Source organism: Alteraurantiacibacter aquimixticola (assembly GCF_004965515.1).
Taxonomy (GTDB): domain Bacteria; phylum Pseudomonadota; class Alphaproteobacteria; order Sphingomonadales; family Sphingomonadaceae; genus Alteraurantiacibacter; species Alteraurantiacibacter aquimixticola.
The window spans coordinates 322,859-340,326 of record NZ_SSHH01000002.1; the positions used below are offsets into that span (position 1 = coordinate 322,859).

The 17,468-nt window shown below is 63.7% G+C and carries 17 protein-coding genes; 5 read left to right on the plus strand and 12 right to left on the minus strand.

All coding sequences use genetic code 11. The features are described from left to right. Both E5222_RS07995 and E5222_RS08000 read left to right on the plus strand, forming a co-directional pair. Positions 1-720: an SDR family NAD(P)-dependent oxidoreductase gene (locus tag E5222_RS07995; protein WP_136693240.1), complete on the plus strand. Its 720-nt coding sequence runs from the start codon at positions 1-3 to the stop codon at positions 718-720. Between the two features lie 99 nt (positions 721-819). Next, positions 820-1,170, plus strand: coding sequence for a PilZ domain-containing protein (locus E5222_RS08000; protein WP_136693241.1), 351 nt, complete (start codon positions 820-822; stop codon positions 1,168-1,170). Here the strand turns inward: E5222_RS08000 and E5222_RS08005 are convergent, their stop codons facing one another. The 6 genes from E5222_RS08005 to E5222_RS08030 all read right to left on the minus strand — a co-directional run bounded on the left by E5222_RS08005 (position 1,171) and on the right by E5222_RS08030 (position 9,497). Beyond that, positions 1,171-2,427: a serine hydrolase domain-containing protein gene (locus E5222_RS08005; protein WP_246021616.1), complete on the minus strand. Its 1,257-nt coding sequence runs from the start codon at positions 2,425-2,427 to the stop codon at positions 1,171-1,173. It lies immediately after the preceding gene. A 4-nt stretch (positions 2,428-2,431) separates the two neighbouring features. Further along, positions 2,432-3,673 (minus strand): SAM-dependent methyltransferase, encoded by a 1,242-nt coding sequence (locus E5222_RS08010; protein ID WP_136693242.1) that lies wholly within the window; start codon positions 3,671-3,673, stop codon positions 2,432-2,434. Positions 3,674-3,711: 38 nt separating this feature from the next. Then, the gene (locus tag E5222_RS08015; RefSeq protein WP_136693243.1) at positions 3,712-5,097 is read right to left on the minus strand and encodes a cryptochrome/photolyase family protein; all 1,386 of its coding nucleotides are present in this window, start codon (positions 5,095-5,097) and stop codon (positions 3,712-3,714) included. A 36-nt stretch (positions 5,098-5,133) separates the two neighbouring features. Next, positions 5,134-6,060, minus strand: a complete 927-nt coding sequence (locus E5222_RS08020; RefSeq protein ID WP_136693244.1) for a metal-dependent hydrolase — start codon at positions 6,058-6,060, stop codon at positions 5,134-5,136. A 415-nt stretch (positions 6,061-6,475) separates the two neighbouring features. Then, positions 6,476-7,501 carry a 2-oxoacid:ferredoxin oxidoreductase subunit beta gene (locus tag E5222_RS08025; protein WP_136693245.1) on the minus strand — a complete coding sequence of 342 codons (1,026 nt, stop codon included), beginning with the start codon at positions 7,499-7,501 and terminating at the stop codon, positions 6,476-6,478. 127 nt (positions 7,502-7,628) lie between these two features. Beyond that, positions 7,629-9,497 (minus strand): 2-oxoacid:acceptor oxidoreductase subunit alpha, encoded by a 1,869-nt coding sequence (locus E5222_RS08030; RefSeq protein WP_136693246.1) that lies wholly within the window; start codon positions 9,495-9,497, stop codon positions 7,629-7,631. Between the two features lie 151 nt (positions 9,498-9,648). On the opposite strand from E5222_RS08030, the gene E5222_RS08035 reads away from it, so the two are divergent. Further along, positions 9,649-10,131: an RNA pyrophosphohydrolase gene (locus E5222_RS08035; RefSeq protein WP_136693247.1), complete on the plus strand. Its 483-nt coding sequence runs from the start codon at positions 9,649-9,651 to the stop codon at positions 10,129-10,131. Here the strand turns inward: E5222_RS08035 and E5222_RS08040 are convergent, their stop codons facing one another. The 6 genes from E5222_RS08040 to E5222_RS08065 all read right to left on the minus strand — a co-directional run bounded on the left by E5222_RS08040 (position 10,132) and on the right by E5222_RS08065 (position 15,846). Next, positions 10,132-10,683 (minus strand): tetratricopeptide repeat protein, encoded by a 552-nt coding sequence (locus tag E5222_RS08040; protein ID WP_246021618.1) that lies wholly within the window; start codon positions 10,681-10,683, stop codon positions 10,132-10,134. Positions 10,684-10,699: 16 nt separating this feature from the next. Further along, positions 10,700-11,878, minus strand: coding sequence for an RsmB/NOP family class I SAM-dependent RNA methyltransferase (locus E5222_RS08045; protein ID WP_136693248.1), 1,179 nt, complete (start codon positions 11,876-11,878; stop codon positions 10,700-10,702). A gap of 3 nt (positions 11,879-11,881) precedes the next feature. Beyond that, positions 11,882-13,330 (minus strand): IMP dehydrogenase, encoded by a 1,449-nt coding sequence (gene guaB, locus E5222_RS08050; RefSeq protein WP_136693249.1) that lies wholly within the window; start codon positions 13,328-13,330, stop codon positions 11,882-11,884. Positions 13,331-13,467: 137 nt separating this feature from the next. Beyond that, on the minus strand, positions 13,468-13,950 hold the full coding sequence (locus E5222_RS08055) for a helix-turn-helix domain-containing protein (protein WP_136693250.1): 483 nt from the start codon (positions 13,948-13,950) through the stop codon (positions 13,468-13,470). 204 nt (positions 13,951-14,154) lie between these two features. Then, a complete protein-coding gene (locus E5222_RS08060; RefSeq protein WP_136693251.1) occupies positions 14,155-15,078 on the minus strand; it encodes a class I SAM-dependent methyltransferase in 924 nt (307 codons plus the stop codon). A 12-nt stretch (positions 15,079-15,090) separates the two neighbouring features. Next, positions 15,091-15,846: a 3-hydroxybutyrate dehydrogenase gene (locus E5222_RS08065; protein ID WP_136693252.1), complete on the minus strand. Its 756-nt coding sequence runs from the start codon at positions 15,844-15,846 to the stop codon at positions 15,091-15,093. A 100-nt stretch (positions 15,847-15,946) separates the two neighbouring features. Between E5222_RS08065 and ypfJ the strand changes: the two genes are divergently transcribed. Further along, positions 15,947-16,822: a KPN_02809 family neutral zinc metallopeptidase gene (gene ypfJ / locus E5222_RS08070; RefSeq protein WP_136693253.1), complete on the plus strand. Its 876-nt coding sequence runs from the start codon at positions 15,947-15,949 to the stop codon at positions 16,820-16,822. Positions 16,823-16,841: 19 nt separating this feature from the next. Continuing rightward, positions 16,842-17,420 (plus strand): hypothetical protein, encoded by a 579-nt coding sequence (locus E5222_RS08075; protein WP_136693254.1) that lies wholly within the window; start codon positions 16,842-16,844, stop codon positions 17,418-17,420. Positions 17,421-17,468: the final 48 nt, after the last annotated feature.

Genomic DNA, 17,468 nt, shown 5'->3' on the forward strand with positions numbered 1-17,468 from the left:
ATGGCTGACAAAGCACTGGAAGGCCGCATCGCCCTGGTCACCGGGGCCAGCCGGGGCATCGGCGCCGCTACCGCCAAGGCGCTTGCCGAAGCCGGCGCGCATGTCGTCGTCACCGGGCGCAACGTGAAGGACCTCGAAGCGGTCGAGGATGCGATCCACGCGGAAGGTGGCAGTTCCACCATCGCGCCGATGGACCTTACCGAGAGCGATTCGATCGGGCGCCTCGCCCACGCGATCGCGGAACGCTGGGACAGGCTGGACATCCTCGTGATCAGCGCCGCCATGCTGCCCACGCTGACGCCCGTCACCCAGATCGACGCCAAGCAGTTCAACCAGGCGCTGACGCTCAACGTGCTGGCAACGCAGGCGCTGCTCGCCGCATTCGACCCGCTGCTGAAGCGCAGCGAGCACGGCCGGATCATCGGCCTCACCAGCTCGGTCGGCGCGGAACCACGCGCTTTCTGGGGCGCTTACGGCGCGACCAAGGCCGCTTTCGACAATTTGCTGATGAGCCACGGGCAGGAGATCGGCCGCATCTCCGAAACGCGCGTCGCCATCGTCGATCCAGGTGCGACTCGCACCGCCATGCGCGCCCGTGCCTATCCCGGCGAAGACCCGCAGACGGTCAAGCCGCCCGAAGCCGTGGCTTCGCGTATCGCCGAACTGCTGGCGGAGGATTTCGAGAACCTCCACCGCGAAAGAGTGTCAATTTCAGCTTAACCATATCTGGCAAGTTCCTGGTAAGGATTGGGACGCATCCTGCCCTCAGCAAGGTCATGATGATCTTGTGTTTGAAGCAACAGCTTGAGGGATACCGCAATGAGCACTCTAGAACATGCTCAGGGGCGATATGACGTTGCCGCACAAGAAGATCGCTGCGCACCGCGCACGAAAATTGTCATTCCCGCGCAACTGCGCGCATCGGGAATGCGTTCTTTCCAGACTGTGGTGAACGACCTGTCGCTCTCCGGCTTTTCGGCCACGGCCGTCACCCGCATGCACCCCGGTGCCATTTGCTGGCTGACACTGCCGGGTCTCGAATCGCTGCAGGCCGAAGTCGTGTGGTGGGAAAACGGCCAGTGTGGTTGTGCATTTGCCAACCTGCTGAGCCCGATCGTCCACGACAACATCCTCGCCCGCTATCGCGGCGACGGCACGCACCGCGGCTGATCAATTCGCTTGCGAAAGCTCCGGAAGCGCGTCGGCTGCGGCCGGCGCGCTTCGGGCATTCCTGACATCGACGGCTTGCTGGACGGCCTGGTAGAACAGGTCGCGCTCCAGCCCCCTGCCCTCGTCATCGGTGGCGAGCGGCCAGTTGGCATTGCTGGCGATCACGAGGTTGCGAGCGGGATCGATGAAGATCCCCTGCCCGAAGATGCCGCCCGCGGCGAAACTGCCATCGGCATAGGTCCACCACTGGTAGCCGTAATTGCGCCGCGCGCGGTCGGTATCGTAATGCGTTGATGTCGCCTCGGCGAACCAGCCTTCGGGCACCATGCGCTGGCCACCCGCGACACCGTCCGCCAGCACGAACAGGCCGAAACGCGCCATGTCGCGCGTTGCGGCCTGGATGCAGCAACCGCTGATCTCATTGCCGGTGGGGTTGAGCAGCCATGTGGCGTCCTGCTCCATGCCGAAGGGGCGCCAGACCTTCTCCGACAAATATTCAGCCAGCGGCTTGCCCGTCGTCTCGCTGACGAGAATGCCGATCAGGTTCGTCTCGCCGGTCTTGTAGACCCAGCGCTCGCCCGGCGGGCTCTCGCGCTCCAGCCCGCGCATATAGCTGACGGTCGCGTCCACGCCTTCTTCAGGCTCATGCGCATTGAAGCGGGCGACATCCGATTGCGGATCCGAATAGTCCTCGTTCCAGCGCACGCCGGAACTCATCGTCAGCAGCTGGCGGATGGTCACATCGTCATAGGCCGACCCGCGCAGGTCCGGAATGTAGCTGCTGACCGGGTCTTCCAGCGATTGGATCGCGCCGTCCTTGATCGCCGCACCCACCAGCGTCGAGGTAAGGCTCTTGGCGACTGAGAAGCTGGTCCAGCGCCCCTCCGGCCCGAAGCCGAGGCCATAACGTTCGAGCACGACCTCGCCATCCTGCACCACGACGATGGCGGCGGAGCGCTGGCTGGCCATATATGCATCGAGGTCGAGATCGAGATCGGGCGTAATGTCCTCGCCTGCAGGCAGCGCCAACACTTCCCCGCCCGCAGCGATCACCCGCGAATCCACCAGCCAACCCAGTCGGTCGAGCATGCGGAAACCCGCCGCGCGCTGCTCGTCGTTCCAGAAGAGGATATCGGTATCGGTGGGCATGGTAGCGACCAGTGCGCGCTGGTCGTCGTCCAGTGCCAACCAGCCGACCGCCGCAATGCCGAGAGGCACGCCCAGCGCCAGCGCGCCACGCTTCAACCACTTGCTCACGCGATCACGCGCCCTTCACCAGCGTCACCTGGCTCACCGTTATGCCGCCGCCGCGGAAGCCGCCTTCGCAATACTGCAGGTAATAGCGCCACAAGCGGCAGAAGCGCTCGTCGAACCCGGCAGGCAGGCGATCCTCCGCTACCGCGCGGTCAAAGGCGAGGCGCCAGGCTTTCAGCGTCTCCGCATAGTCTTCGCCGAAATCCTCCTGGTCCGTCCATGCAAGCCCGCGCTCCTCGGCAAGGCGGCGGAACTCGCTCGCACGGATCAGCATGCCGCCGGGGAAGACATAGGCCTGGATGAAGTCGGCATTGCGTGCATAGCCGTCGAACAGCTCCTCCTGCATGGCGATATACTGGATCGCCGCACGGCCGCCGGGCTTCAGGTTGCGGGCGAGGCAATCCATGAAAGTGGGCCAGTATTCGCGGCCCAGCGCCTCGACCATCTCCACGCTGACCACGGCATCGAACTGGCCGGATACGTCGCGATAATCCTGCTTGCGGAAATTGACCTTGGGATGGAGGCGGTGTGCCCAGTCCAGCTGCTCGTCGGACAGGCTGATCGCGGTGACGTCGCTGCCTTGGTCGGCGAAATGCGCCGCCAACGCACCCCAGCCGCAGCCAATCTCAAGCAGTGTATCAGGCGTGCCGAGCCGTTCGGACAAGCGTTGCCACTTGCGCCTTTGCGCTGCTTCCAGCCCGTCCTCGCCCACTGCAAGCGCACTGGAATAGCTCATGGTCGGATCGAGCCATGCGCCATAGAAGTCATTGCCGAGGTCGTAATGCAGGTGGATGTTGCGCTCCGCCCGCGCCCTGGTGTTGCGGTTGAGCGCATGGAAAGCGCGCGCGGCCCAGCGCCACGGTCCCTTGGCGCGGCCGGTCTCGCCCAGCGCCTCCCCATTGGCCATGAACAGGGCGAAGAGGGGGACGGGATCGGGACTGTCCCATTCGCCCGCTTCCCATGCCTGGTACCAACCGGCCGAACCGCCGGTCGCGAGCCGCATCAGCGCGCGCCAATCATTCAGGCGGACCTCGCATTCGAAACCGGGCTGGCGGCCGCCCAGCGTGACCTTTGATCCATCAGGCAAGGTCCCGTGAATTGTGCCCCTCTCCAGCCCCTCGTCTATCCGGTCGAGCAGCTTGCGAAAGCCGGGGGCGAGCAGGCGCGCGAAGAGGCCGGGACGCGCGCCAAACCGCTGTCCCGATTGCAGTAATCCTGCGCCGCGCCTGTCCTCACCCCGTGTCGCCATGCCTGCCTTATGCGCATCGGCATATGCGGTTGCAAGGCTCACCCCTTCATCGCGCGATAGGCTTCCAGCGCCCGTTCGCGCCCTTCCTTGTGGCCGATGATCTTCGCCGGATAGCCGGCAGGCTTGCAGCCATGCGCCTCCGGATCGTGGATATAGGGATCGTCGATATCGGCGAGTTCGGGGACATGTTGGCGGATATAGTCGCCCGCATCGAACTTCTCGCTTTGCGAAAGCGGGGCCATGATCCGCACGAACATGTTGGAATCGACGCCCGTGCCGGAGACCCACTGCCAGTTGGTGGCGTTGGAGGCGTAGTCGGCATCGACCAGTGTGTCCCATAACCAGCGCTCGCCATGGCGCCAGTCGATCAGCAGGTGCTTAATGAGGAAGCTTGCCGCGATCATGCGCACGCGGTTGTGCATCCAGCCGGTCTGCCACAACTGCCGCATTCCGGCATCGACGATCGGGTATCCGGTGCGCCCCTGTTGCCAGGCCTTCAGGTCCTCCTCGATTCTGTGGCCGCGATTGGGGTTGCGCCAGAAGCTCTGGTCATAGCCGTCGCGATAGGGCGTCTCGCCATAGGCGGGGAATTGCAGGGCGAGGTTCTGGGCGTAGTCGCGCCACACGAGCTCGGCCTTGAAGAAGCGCGCGCCGTCGCTGCGGTGTTGGGCGATCTGCTGCCACAGTTGGCGCGGGCTGACTTCGCCGAAATGGAGGTGCGGGCTCATCTTCGAGGAGCCATCGAGGGAGGGCTTTTCGCGGTCCTCCTTGTAGTCGCCGATCACCTCGATGAAGGCATCGAAGCGCTCCATCGCGGCGGCGGAGCCTGCGGTCCAGAAGTCGCGCATGCCGCCCGCCCAGTCGGGCTTGGCGGGGAGGAGGTTCCACTCGGTGAGTGTGTCTGACTTCGGCCAGCTGTCGGGCGCGGAGAGCTTGGGTTCGGGGAGGATGTCGAAGCTGTCGATGGCGGCGAAGACTGCGTTCTTGAAGGGGGTGAAGATCTTGTAGGGGCTGCCCGAACCGGTGGTGACCGTACCGGGAGGGAGCAGGTAGTTGCCATCATGGAGGCACAGGTCGAGCCTGCCTGACAGCTCTTCCTCAGCATTGCGCCACCATGGCTCGTAGTGACGCAGCGCGTGAACGGTCTTCGCGCCGGTCTCCTCTGCTAGCTGGCAGAGCACGTCCACCGCCCTGCCGCGCCGAAGCACGAGCTGCATGTCGTGGCGGTGCAGGTCCTTCGCCAGCGCCTCCAGCGCATGGTGCAAGTACCAGCGCGAGGCGGCGCCCATCCTGCGGTCACCCGGCGTCTCGTCGTCGAGCACGTAGACCGGGATCACCGGACCCGCTTGTGCGGCACAGTGGAAGGCGGCCTGGTCGGCGAGCCTCAGGTCGCGGCGTAGCCAGACGATTTGCGGTTCGGACACGTCGTTTCCCTTCAGCTTGTGCGAAGGCGAACCGACCTATCCGCCATCGGGCTCCGGCGCGAGCGGCTGCGGTTCGCAAACCTCGGCGGGCAGCTCCAGCGTGAAGGTGCCCTCCCCGCGCGCCAGATAGCGCGCATCGGTTAGGAGGTAGCGCCCGTCATCGGCAACATGGACCAAGGGCGTACGCGACCAGAACAGGAATGGCCCGGCCTGAGGCACGGCGGCGACGATGTCCGGCTTGTCCGCATCGGTCAGGTCGAAGTCGCCCCGGCGCTCCCCGCCCACCGTGTAGCGGCCATTGCCGCCTACGATCATCTCGCGCGTCCAGAAGGTGAGCGGCTCGGGGCTGGCGATCACCACCTCGCCCTCGCCCGCCGCCTGCCGCTCGGCATTCCACGTAATCCCCGCATTCAGCCCGATATATGCGAGCATCGCCACCAGCGCGACGCGCGCGGGCTTCATCCATTCGCCGCCCCGCTTCTCGCGCCTGAGCGAGAACCACACCGACCCGATCAAGAGCGCCCACAGCCAGATGTCGATGATGAACAGCACATCGCCATAGAACCAGCGGCTGCTGAAAGGCTCCAACAAGCGGACGCCATAGACGTTCATCCAGTCGAGCGCCGGATGCGTCAGGCAACCGATCAGGCTGAGCAGGTAGAGCCATTTGAAGTTGACCGGCAGCCGCCCCTCCGGCCGCGTGCCACGCTTCACCTGCCAGCGGTCATAGGCCCAGAGCAGCCCCGCCAGCGCCAGCGGCAGCAGCAGCCATGCGGGCGGACCATGCGTGATGCCGCGGCGGAAGCCGAGATGCTCGTGCCCCTCCAGCCACAGGAAGCAGGCTGCATCGACATCGGGCAGGTTGGCGCCGATGATGAGCGCGGGCATGGCTAGACCCGTCTTGCGCTTGAGGCCGCACTGGCCGAGCAGCGCGCCGGCGAGCGAATGGGTCAGGTTGTCCATGAGCTATTCTACAGCCCAACAGCGCTGTCCGAACCACTCCTTTCGAAGACAAGCCTGCTTCGTGAGAAAGTACTCCCACTCAACGGCGATCAGAGAACCGTCAGATTGATGCCGGACGACCATCAGCATGTCGGGAAGTCGAACGCGCTGGCCACTAAGCGTATACATGATTTCCCGCCCTGTCCCGACATCAGGTCCTGCCAAAGTCTTAGTGTTGGAGAACCTGCTGCTGACGAGAGCGCTCAGACAAATTTCATCAGCCTCACCGGTACAGCGCGGGTCGTCTCCAAGGTACTGTACGCGGTCTGGAGTACCGATCATCAGCGAGAAGATCGGTTCAGGGTCGGCTTCCTCTTTCGCCACCCCACTAACCGCCGCGAAGGCGATCAGGCACAAGGCGGCAAGGAACCTCACCCTACTCAACCGTCCAGCTCTGCCCCTTGGCGAGCAGCTTGGCGAGGCTGGTATCCTTGCCTTCTGACGCGCGAGCCTTCTCCGCCATCACGGCGCTTTCATAGGTCGGCGCGGGATCGTCATAGATCACGCCCAGCGGCATGGGGAATGGGCCGAAAGGCAGCTCCACCAGCATATGGGCGAGCATGCGATTGGTCGCATCATGCACCTGCACACCGGCGGCCTGCCAGTCGCCATCGACCACATCGACCACCTCGAAACGGAAGTTCGCGGCATCGAGCTTGAGGCCCTTGATCTCGCCCGTCTTCTGGTTGCCGAACAGCATGGGCTCACCATGGGTCAGCCACAGCTGGCGATCCTCCGCCCCCTTCGGCGCGGCGAAATCGTCGAACACATCCTTGTTGTAGACGATGCAGTTCTGGAAGATCTCGATGAAGGCGGCGCCCTTGTGGGCATGCGCGGCCTTGAGCACGTCGGGCAGATTCTTCGACACGTCGAAACCGCGCGCGACGAAACGCGCCCCCGCGCCCAGCGCAAAGGCGCAAGGGTTGGTCGGGTGATCGACCGAGCCCAGCGGCGTGGACGGCGAGCGCGTATTTTCGCGGCTGGTGGGCGAGTACTGGCCCTTGGTCAGCCCGTAAATCTCGTTGTTGAACAGCATGATCTGCATGTTCACATTGCGGCGCAGCACATGCATCAAATGGTTGCCGCCGATGGAGAGCCCATCGCCGTCACCCGTCACCAGCCACACGTCGAGATCGGGATTGGCCAGCTTCACGCCGGTCGCAAAAGCGGGCGCGCGGCCGTGGATGGTGTGGAAGCCGTAGCTCTCGATGTAATAGGGGAAACGGCTGGAGCAGCCGATGCCGGAAATGAAGCAGGTGTTCGCCGGGTCGGCGCCCAGCTGCGGCAGCGTGCGCTGTACAGCCTTCAGGATCGCATAGTCCCCGCAACCCGGGCACCAGCGTACCTCCTGATCGGTTTCCCAGTCCTTGAGCGTGGTTTCGACTTTGGTAAGTTCGTTCACAGTGCAGCCTCCTCAACCCGTTCGGGCTGAGCCTGTCGAAGCCCCGCTTTTCCTTTCGGGAGCGGCGCAGAAAAAGAAGAACGGCCCTTCGACAAGCTCAGGGCGAACGGGGAGTGTGTGGAGCGCATCACTTCAGCGCCTCCTCAATCGCCGCTTCAAGCTCGGCGATCTTGAAAGGCTGGCCGCTCGTCTTCGTATAGGGCTGCGCATCCACCAGCAGCTGGTCGCGCAGCACGGTCTTGAACTGGCCGGTGTTCATTTCGGGCACCAGCACCTTGTCGAACCGGCGCAGAAGCTCGCCCGAATTGGCGGGCAGCGGCCAGATATGGCGGAAATGCGTGTGGCTGACATCCAACCCGCGGGCGCGGCAATTGCTCACCGCGCGGCGGATCGGCCCGAAGGTGGAGCCCCAGCCCACGACGAGCAGCTTGCCGCTGTCATTGCCGACGGTCACCTGCTGGTCGGGCACAGAAATCCCGTCGATCTTGTCCTTGCGGGCATCGGTCATCGCCTGGTGGTTCTCCGGCGAATAGTCGATATTGCCGGTGCCTTCCTGCTTCTCGATACCGCCGATGCGGTGCATCAGGCCGGGCGTGCCCGGCTTGATCCACGGGCGCTTGCCGTTTTCGTCGCGCTTGTAGGGCAGCAGCTGGTCGCCATTGTTCTTTTCCGTCAGGAACTCGACCTTGAACGGCGCGAAGCTGTCCGGATCGGGCACTTTCCACGGCTCGGCAGCATTGGCGATATAGCCATCGGTCAGCAGCATTACCGGGGTCATGTATTCCACCGCGATGCGGCACGCCTCGATCGCGCATTCGAACACGTCGCCGGGCGAAGAGGCGGAGATCACCGGGATCGGCGCGTCGCCATTGCGACCATAGACGGCCTGGTACAGGTCGCTTTGCTCTGTCTTGGTCGGCAGGCCGGTGGAGGGGCCGCCGCGCTGCGAATTGACGATGACGAGCGGCAGCTCTGTCATCACCGCAAGGCCCATCGCCTCACCCTTCAGCGCAATGCCGGGGCCGGACGAGCTGGTAACGCCCAGCTGGCCCGCATAGCTCGCACCAATGGCGGAGCAGATGGCGGCAATCTCGTCTTCCGCCTGGAAGGTGGTGACGCCGAATTCCTTCAGCCGCGCGAGGTGATGCAGGATCGCCGAAGCAGGCGTGATCGGATAGCCGCCGAAGAACATCGGCAGGCCGGCCAGCTGCGCGCCCGCGACAAGGCCGAGCGAAACCGCTTCGGCGCCGGTGATCGTGCGGTAAAGGCCGGGCTCTGCCGGAAGCGGAGCGACCTGCACCTGGCGCAGCGGGCCGGACAGCTCCGCCGTTTCGCCATAAGCATGGCCGGCATTGAGCGCGGCGATATTGGCGTCCGCAATCTCGGGCTTGTTCCTGAACTTGGACTTGAGCCAATCGATGATCGGCTGCCGGTCGCGGTCGAACATCCACAGCGCCAGGCCCAGCGTCCACATGTTCTTGGACCGCAGCGCATCCTTGTTGCCGAGGCCGAAATCCTTCACCGCCTCGATCGTCAGCGCGGAAATATCGAAGGCGAGCAGGTCCCACTTGGCAAGGCTGCCGTCTTCCAGCGGATTGCTGTCATACTTCGCCTTGTCGAGGTTTCGCTTCGTGAACTCGCCCGTGTCCGCGATGATCAGCCCGCCGGGCTTCAGCGCATCGAGGTTCACCTTCAGCGCCGCCGGGTTCATCGCCACCAGCACGTCGGGCGCGTCACCGGCCGTATTGATCTCGCGGCTGCCGAAATTGATCTGGAAGGCGGAGACGCCGAACAGCGTGCCTTGCGGCGCGCGGATCTCTGCCGGGAAGTCCGGGAAAGTGGCGAGGTCGTTGCCCGCCAGCGCGGTGGAGAGCGTGAACTGCCCGCCTGTCAGCTGCATGCCGTCGCCGCTATCGCCGGCAAAGCGCACCACCACTGCATCGGGCGCGGTGCCTTCGGTTTTCAGAGCCGGTTTGTCGGCCGCCTGGGTTGCCATCGTCGAATCCTGTTTCAGCGCGAAAGACGCGCCATAAGCCAATATCGGCGTGCCACCTAGGCACCGCCCCAGAGTGCCGCAATCAAGTTTTTCTGTCCGGGCCGCAATGCCAGCATGGAAATGCTCCACCGCTTTGACTAGTTGGCATGGCATGAGCACACCCGATCCCGCCCTTTACCGCCCCTGCGTCGGCACCATGATGGTGAACGAGGCCGGTCACGCCTTCGTCGGCAAGCGTATCGACAACCAGGAGGGCGACTGGTGGCAGATGCCGCAGGGGGGCGTCGATCCGGGGGAAGACATGGACAAGGCCATGTTCCGCGAACTGGGCGAGGAGACGGGGGTGAAGAAGAAGCACCTCTCGATCATCAGTACTCTGGACCATGAGCTGTTCTACGACCTGCCCGAAGAGCTGCGGGGCAAGCTGTGGGGCGGCAAGTTCATCGGCCAGCGGCAGACCTGGTACTGCGTGCGCTTCACCGGCAAGGACAAGCACATCGATTTGGAGGCGCACAAGCACCCCGAATTCTGCGACTGGAAATGGGTCGAGCCGCAACTGCTGCCCGAACTGATCGTGCCCTTCAAGCGGGCGATCTACGAGGAAGTGGTTGCGGGGTTCCTGCCGAAACTGTGATCAGTTGGCGGTCGTCGCCGGGTCCTGCATCGCGGCTTCTGCGGTAGCCACCTGCTCCACCGGCCCGCGCTCGATGGCGGAGGCGAGTTCCATCGTCTCCATGCAGTCCGCGCCGCACATGTTTTCCAGCTTGGCGAGATTGGCGCGGGCATTGTCCACCGCGCCACGCTCGGCCAGTGCGGCACCCTCGCCCGAAATGGCGGCGAGGTTTTCCGGATCGCGCTCCAGCGCCTCACGGTAATAGTGGATCGCCTTGCCCTGCAACCCATCGCGGCGCGCGGCATCGGCGAGGTCGATATAGACAGCGCTGAAACCCGGATCGACCGTCAGCGCCGCCTCGAAAGCGTCGATCGCGCCCTGCGTATCTCCGCTTTCCAGCGCCGCGCGGCCTTCAGCCACCAGCGCATCTGCCCGCGGATCCGCCTCGTAACCCGCGCCCAGGCTCGCGCTCGACGTCACTGCAGCAAACAGCGAAAGGGCGACGGCGGCGGGGGTGTAACGCATCACGAACTCCTTGAGTGCGGGCCAGTTGGACAGGCTTCTGACTGTCATGATGGTTACTTAATTATCATGTGCAAGATAAACTGGCGATGAAAAATCCGTCCGTCCCATCGTGATGCGGGGTTAACCGGATTCCCTTACCTCGCGGGCGGCCGAGCGGGAGCTGCAGCGTTTCGGTATGGAAACGCGGGTTGGCGGCGAGGAACCTGTCCACCTGCCCCGCCCCTTCCTCATCGATCAACGAGCAGGTGACATAGACAAGCCTGCCGCCCGGTTTCACCAGTTGCGCGGCGATGCCCAGCAGGCGCTCCTGCAGTTTCACGAGCCGCAGCAATTCACCCGGCGAGAGGCGCCAGCGCGCTTCCGGATTGCGCCGCCATGTGCCGGTGCCAGAGCACGGCGCATCGACCAGCACGGCATCGGCCTGCCCCACCCAGCCGGTGAGCGCGTCCATTTCCTTGCCCGGGTTCATCAGCACCGTATCGGCGATCTCGGCCCCGGCCCTCTCCGCACGCGGGGCAAGGCGCGACAGGCGGCCGCGATCGGTATCGCAGGCGATCAGCGTGCCTTCATTGCGCATCGCGGCGGCGAGTGAGAGCGTCTTGCCGCCCGCCCCTGCGCAAAGGTCGATCACCAGCTCGCCCGGCTGCGCGCCCACGGCGAGGCAGGCCGTCTGGCTGCCCGCATCCTGCACTTCGATCAGGCCATCGCGAAAGGCGGGCCATTGCTCGACCTGCGTGCCCGCAGGCAGGCGCAGCGCATTGGGCACCTGCAACTGCTCCGCCTCTTCCGGAAGCCCCAGCGTATCCGGATCGGCCCTGAGCGTGTTCACGCGCAAATCGAGCGGCGCGCGGCCGAGCAGTGCTGCGGCCTCTTCCTCAGGGATATCGGCGGCGATCAGCCGGTCCTCGATCCATTCGGGAGCGACACCGCCATCGGCCACCGCCTCGCCCTCGGCTATCGCGGCGGGGCCATATTGCGAACCGTCGAACAATGCCGCCAGCTCTGGCTCCTCCTCGGCGACGCGCAGCATCGCCGCGCGGCCCGAGGATGGCACCTCCCCGCAAGCACGGATGGCAGCATAGACATGTTCGCGAACGGCGCGCCGGTCCTTCGATCCGGCATAGCGATTGCCGCGCGACCAGTCTGCAAGGATGCGGTCAGCAGGAGCGCCTTGCGAGCGCGCGGCCTCGATCACCTTGTCGAGAATTTCGATCGCGGCCTGGACTCGGGCGGAAGGCCTCATGGCCTAGCGCGTCGGATAATTCGGCGCTTCGCGGGTGATCGAAACGTCGTGGACATGGCTTTCGGAAAGCCCCGCATTGGTGATGCGGATGAACTTGGAGCCGGCGAGGTCCTTCAGCGTGGCGGAACCGGTATAGCCCATCGCCGCCTTGATGCCGCCCACCAGTTGGTGGACCACGTCGCGCGCCGGGCCCTTGTAAGGCACCTGCCCCTCGATCCCTTCGGGAACCAGCTTCATCTGGTCCTTGATGTCCTGCTGGAAATAGCGGTCGGCAGAGCCGCGCGCCATCGCGCCCACGCTGCCCATGCCGCGATAGGCCTTGTAGGCGCGGCCCTGGTACAGGAAGGTTTCACCCGGAGCTTCCTCCGTACCTGCCAGCAGCGATCCGACCATGACGGTGGAGGCACCGGCCGCCAGCGCCTTTGCCGCATCGCCCGAGGTGCGCAGCCCGCCATCGGCGATGATCGGCACGTCGCCCGACGCAGCGGCGCTTTCCATGATCGCTGTCAGCTGCGGCACGCCGACACCGGCAACGATGCGCGTGGTGCAGATCGAGCCCGGGCCGATGCCCACCTTCACCGCATCCGCGCCCGCCCCGACCAGCGCCTTCGTCGCTTCGGCCGTGGCGACATTGCCCGCCACCACCTGCACCGAGTTGGACAGCTTCTTCACCCGCTCCACCGAACGGGCGACTTCCTTATTGTGGCCGTGCGCCGTGTCGATGATGATCACGTCGCATTCGGCATCGACCAGCGCCTCGGTCCGCTCGAAACCCTTGTCGCCTACCGTAGTCGCGGCGGCGACGCGCAGGCGGCCCCCGGCATCCTTGGTCGCATCGGGGTTGAGCACGGCCTTTTCGATATCCTTCACCGTGATCAGACCGACGCAGTGATAGTCATTGTCGACCACCAGCAGCTTCTCGATCCGGCGCTGGTGCAGGATCTTGCGCGCCTCCTCCTGGCTCACGCCGTCGCTGACGGTGGCGAGGTTGTCGCTCGTCATCAGCTCCTTGATCGGCTGCTGGGGATTGTCGGCAAAGCGCACGTCGCGATTGGTCAGGATGCCGACCAGCTTGCCGCCATTGTCGACGACGGGAATGCCGCTGATCCTGTTCTGCGTCATGATCGCCTGCGCCTCACCCAAAGTGGCGTCGGGGTGGATCGTGATCGGGTTCACCACCATGCCGCTTTCGAAGCGCTTGACCATGCGCACGGCGGCGCATTGTTCTTCGATGGTTAGGTTGCGGTGGAGCACGCCGATGCCGCCCATCTGCGCCATGACGATGGCCATCTCGGCCTCTGTCACCGTGTCCATGGCGGCCGAAAGGATCGGGATATTGAGCGAAATGCCGCGCGTCAGCTGCGTCTTCGTGTTCGCCTGCGAGGGCAGGATGTCGCTCTCCGCCGGCCTCAGCAGGACGTCGTCAAAAGTAAGGCCGGTCTCGATTTCCATGGGTGCCACCAAAGCTTGCGTGTTTCGATTCGTGGCGGCCCATGTAAACGCACTATGTGGCATTCGCTAGGGGGTGGTGGCGATCAGCCCCGAATAAGCGAAGACGGCGGGCAATGGCGCCTTCGCTACCCGTCGCATCAAGCGGGCAGCGGGACTTCGGCATTGCCGATCCCGTCCATGAGGTAGGCCCGCATGACCTTGTAGCCCAGCTGGGTCAGGCTGACCATTTTCACGCGCCGGTCACCTGGCATGTAGCGGCGTTCGACGAACCTCACCTTCTCGAGGATTTCGAGATAGCGAAGGCCCGTGGTCTGGGGAACGTCGGCTGCAAGACAGATGCTGCTGACGCTGACCTGCCGTCCAAAGGCCTGGGTGACGAACAGCTCCAGCAGCATGTCCCACGCCGGTTCTGCAAACAGGGCTTCGGGAAGGAAACGGCTTCTCCTGCGGCGCGCGCGATAGATCGCCGAAGCAATGCTCGCGAGGTCGATATCGGTCGGCTGCGATTGCTTGTTCGACTGCGGCAAATGCGAGATCCTGCGCTCGATTTGCTGCACCCGATCGACAAGGGACTGCAGCTGCGAAAATTCGCTCCCATGCGGGACCGGGATTTCTGCCATAAGCACTCGAATCCCCTCCGCACACCGAATGGGCGGAGGGCCAATCTGTTGTTTTAATTAGGTTTTTTGCGACGACGAAGATGTAGTAATTCTACCGAGATCGCGCAAGGAGATATGTTTCGAAATCGGACTAATACGTAGTTGCCACGGGGTTATGACAACAGTCCTGAGTCGCTCCCCAGGCAGCGGGAGCAGCTGCGTCAGCTAGTGACCGCCAATGCTGAGTTGTGCCGCCACCTGGCGTATATTGGGATCGCTCCAGTCCTTGGTGAGGTAGTGGCAGCGCCCCGAGACCACACGTTCGGCGGCCCAGCCGGTCAAGGGTATCTTCCGGCGACGAAGTTTCCGGAAAAATCGGGCAAGGCCAACCTCGCTGATCAGGTAGGAATTGTGAATCATCAGCCCTTCGTCGGAAATTTCCGGTTCGCGCAGTGGCTTTTCCGCAATGAGGACATAGTCCACATCTACCTCGTCATGCTCAACAAGCTGGTCGAAAGCGGACTTGTCGTACCGTCTCTGGAAGAAGGATCGTCCTTCCTCATCGCTGACCGACCTCCAATATGCGCTGCTCTTCGTCCACTCCTCACAATATTCCTTGAAGACAGGGAGCGTGAGAACGATTTTCCCGCCCGGACGAACGACCCGGACCATTTCCTCGACCGCAGTCCTGTCTCCTTCGTCCGGGATATGCTCGAGAACGGATACGGAAAAAACCTTGTCCAGGTAGTTGTCTGAATAGGGTATCCTCGAGCTCGCATCGATGGTGGTCAGCTCTGGATCTGCTGGAAACAGGTCCGAATATGTTTCGAAGTCGCTCAGGAAGTAATCTTCAAGGTCGCTGACGATCAAGGAAAGATCGTCCTGTTCCATCAGACGCAATGACAGGATCTTGGGGCTGGAAAGGTCGAGGATCCGCTCGCCTTCGCCTGGATCGAGCATCAGCTCCGTGATGGGAATTTCCATCACCCGCGCATAGTTCATCGGCATATCGAGCCACTCTTTATAGTGGGCCGTATCGCGCACTTCTCGCCGGAACAGGCTCTTCACCAGGAAGGAGGCGGCAGATCGCATGATTTGCCGCTCCTTGCGCCGAACTTCCTTCATTAAAGTCTTGGGATCATCAACCATACCCACCTCCTCTTACTTCGCCGTCCACCCCCCATCGACGCTCCAGTTCGCGCCGTTGATATTCTGCGCCTCGTCGCGGCAGAGGAAGAGGGCCATGGCGGCAACCTCCTCCACCTGCACGAATTTCTTGGTCGGCTGTCCGGCCAGCAGCACATCGTTGATGACCTCTTCGCGCGTCAGGCCGCGGGCCTTCATCGTGTCGGGGATCTGGTTTTCGACCAGCGGGGTCCAGACATAGCCGGGGCTTATGCAATTGGCGGTGATGTTGAACTCCGCAAGTTCCAGCGCCAGCGTCTTGGTCAACCCCGCCAGCCCGTGCTTGGCTGAGACATAGGCCGTCTTGAACGGGCTCGCCGCCTTGGAATGCGCCGAGGCGGTGTTGATGATGCGGCCCCAGCCCGCCTTTTTCATGTAAGGCACGCCAAGGCGCGCGGTGTGGAAGGCGCTGCCGAGATTGAGGGCGATGATCTTCTCCCACTTCTCGACCGGGAATTCCTCGACCGGGGAGACGAATTGCATCCCGGCATTGTTGACGATGATGTCTACATCGCCAGCCTCTTCCATCAGCTGCTCGCAACCCGCAGCGGTGGCGAGGTCGGCGCCGCTGAAGCCGGCGTCCAGCTCCTCCTGCAAGGCGGCGATTTCGTCCGGATCGCCAAAACCGCTGAGCACCAGTCCCGCACCTTCGGCCTTCAGCGCGCGGGCCATGGCGAGGCCGATGCCGGAGGTCGATCCGGTGACGAGGGCACGTTTTCCGGAAAGGAACATACTCGACTCCTTGCAATAATCTGGACTAGCTTTCCCACAAGGGTTGCAATCTGGTCCAGCCCTATTTCGCAACTGCACAATATTCCAAGGGCGAGGATCAATGCGTCTCAATCCATTCAATCCCAATTCGATCCGTGTCACGCGCGGCAGCAGCGGCGGACGCATGGGCGGTGCGCGTGGCATCGGCTGCGGCGGCATCGTTGTGGTGTTGATCGGCGCTCTGGTCTTCGGCGTCGACCCGGGTCAGATGATCGGCATGGTCGAAGGCGTGCAGCAAACCACCGGCAGCCAGCAGCAAGGGCAGGTCGCCAGCAATGAAAGCGCGATGGAGATCTGCGACGACAACCAGTATTCGATGGAGAGTTGCAACGCGCTGGGATCGCTCGACGAAACCTGGCGACCGCTCTTTGCAGAGGCCGGCATCCGCTTCGAACAGCCGACCCTGCGCTTCCTTGATGGCGGCACGGTCAGCACTGGCTGCGGCCAGGCGTCGAGCGCGATGGGCCCCTTCTATTGCCCGGCGGACGAGACGATCAATATCGACGTCGCCTTTTACGACCAGATGGCACGGCAGATGGGCGCGGGCGGCGATTTCGCGCGCTATTACGTGATGGCGCATGAATATGGTCACCATATCCAGCACCTGACCGGCCTCGCCGAGCAGGTACGCAGTGCGCAAAGCGCCAATCCGCGCAGCGCCAACCAGCTGCAGGTGCGCATGGAGTTACAGGCGGATTGCTATGCGGGCGTCTGGGCTGCCCGCAATCGCAATTTGATCGAGCCGGGCGACCTCGAGGAAGGCATGCAGGCGGCCAATGCGATCGGCGACGATACGCTGATGCGCAATGCTGGACGCCGCGTTAACCAGGAAAGTTTCACCCACGGTTCAAGTGCACAGCGTATGGAATGGCTCAGAAGAGGACTCCAGACCGGTGATGAAGACCAGTGCGACACATTTGCGGACCTGCGCAGCTAGGCTGACAATCGGGGCGGGCGTGGCGCTCGCCCCCCTTCCCGTACTGGCACAGGAGGACGTGACCGACACCACGCCCAGCGTGATGGACGTGGCGATGACGCCGCTCAGCGACCTCAACCTGGCGAAGGACCCGATCCCCCAAGTGCTGCTGACGGCGCGCGCCGCACCTTATGCCGGCGAGGGGCTCAACAGCTGCACCGCCATTCGCAGCGAAATCGGCAATCTCGACGCGGTGCTGGGCGACGATTTCGACACCGCCTCCCCCGATGAGCGCGAGTTCACGCCCACTGGCGTGGCACAGCGCGTGGTCGGCATGTTCATTCCCTTCCGCGGGATCATTCGCGAGATTTCGGGCGCCAACAGCCACGAATACCAGTTCCGCGAGGCGATCGCCGCCGGGCTGATGCGGCGCGCTTACCTGAAGGGCAAGGGGCAGGAGATGGGCTGTCCCTATCCTGCCAGCCCCGCCCCGCCCGAACTGGTCGCCCGGCTCAATGCCATGCGCGAAGGCGCGGCTGACGCTTCCGGGCAAGTGGTGACCACTGCCGATGACGGAACGCAATTCGTCTCGCGCCCGGTGGTACAGGGCTCACGCTAGCGGACATGCGAAAGGGCTGGCACGCCGGACGGGGGACTGTCCGCCGAA

Coding starts and splice junctions, on each gene's coding strand:
- E5222_RS07995 (WP_136693240.1), top strand. CDS start 1: ATGGCTGACAAAGCACTGGAAGGCCGCATCGCCCTGGTCACCGGGGCC.
- E5222_RS08000 (WP_136693241.1), top strand. CDS start 820: ATGAGCACTCTAGAACATGCTCAGGGGCGATATGACGTTGCCGCACAA.
- E5222_RS08010 (WP_136693242.1), bottom strand. CDS start 3,673: ATGGCGACACGGGGTGAGGACAGGCGCGGCGCAGGATTACTGCAATCG.
- E5222_RS08020 (WP_136693244.1), bottom strand. CDS start 6,060: ATGGACAACCTGACCCATTCGCTCGCCGGCGCGCTGCTCGGCCAGTGC.
- E5222_RS08030 (WP_136693246.1), bottom strand. CDS start 9,497: ATGGCAACCCAGGCGGCCGACAAACCGGCTCTGAAAACCGAAGGCACC.
- E5222_RS08035 (WP_136693247.1), top strand. CDS start 9,649: ATGAGCACACCCGATCCCGCCCTTTACCGCCCCTGCGTCGGCACCATG.
- E5222_RS08040 (WP_246021618.1), bottom strand. CDS start 10,683: ATGACAGTCAGAAGCCTGTCCAACTGGCCCGCACTCAAGGAGTTCGTG.
- E5222_RS08045 (WP_136693248.1), bottom strand. CDS start 11,878: ATGAGGCCTTCCGCCCGAGTCCAGGCCGCGATCGAAATTCTCGACAAG.
- guaB (WP_136693249.1), bottom strand. CDS start 13,330: ATGGAAATCGAGACCGGCCTTACTTTTGACGACGTCCTGCTGAGGCCG.
- E5222_RS08055 (WP_136693250.1), bottom strand. CDS start 13,950: ATGGCAGAAATCCCGGTCCCGCATGGGAGCGAATTTTCGCAGCTGCAG.
- E5222_RS08060 (WP_136693251.1), bottom strand. CDS start 15,078: ATGGTTGATGATCCCAAGACTTTAATGAAGGAAGTTCGGCGCAAGGAG.
- E5222_RS08065 (WP_136693252.1), bottom strand. CDS start 15,846: ATGTTCCTTTCCGGAAAACGTGCCCTCGTCACCGGATCGACCTCCGGC.
- ypfJ (WP_136693253.1), top strand. CDS start 15,947: ATGCGTCTCAATCCATTCAATCCCAATTCGATCCGTGTCACGCGCGGC.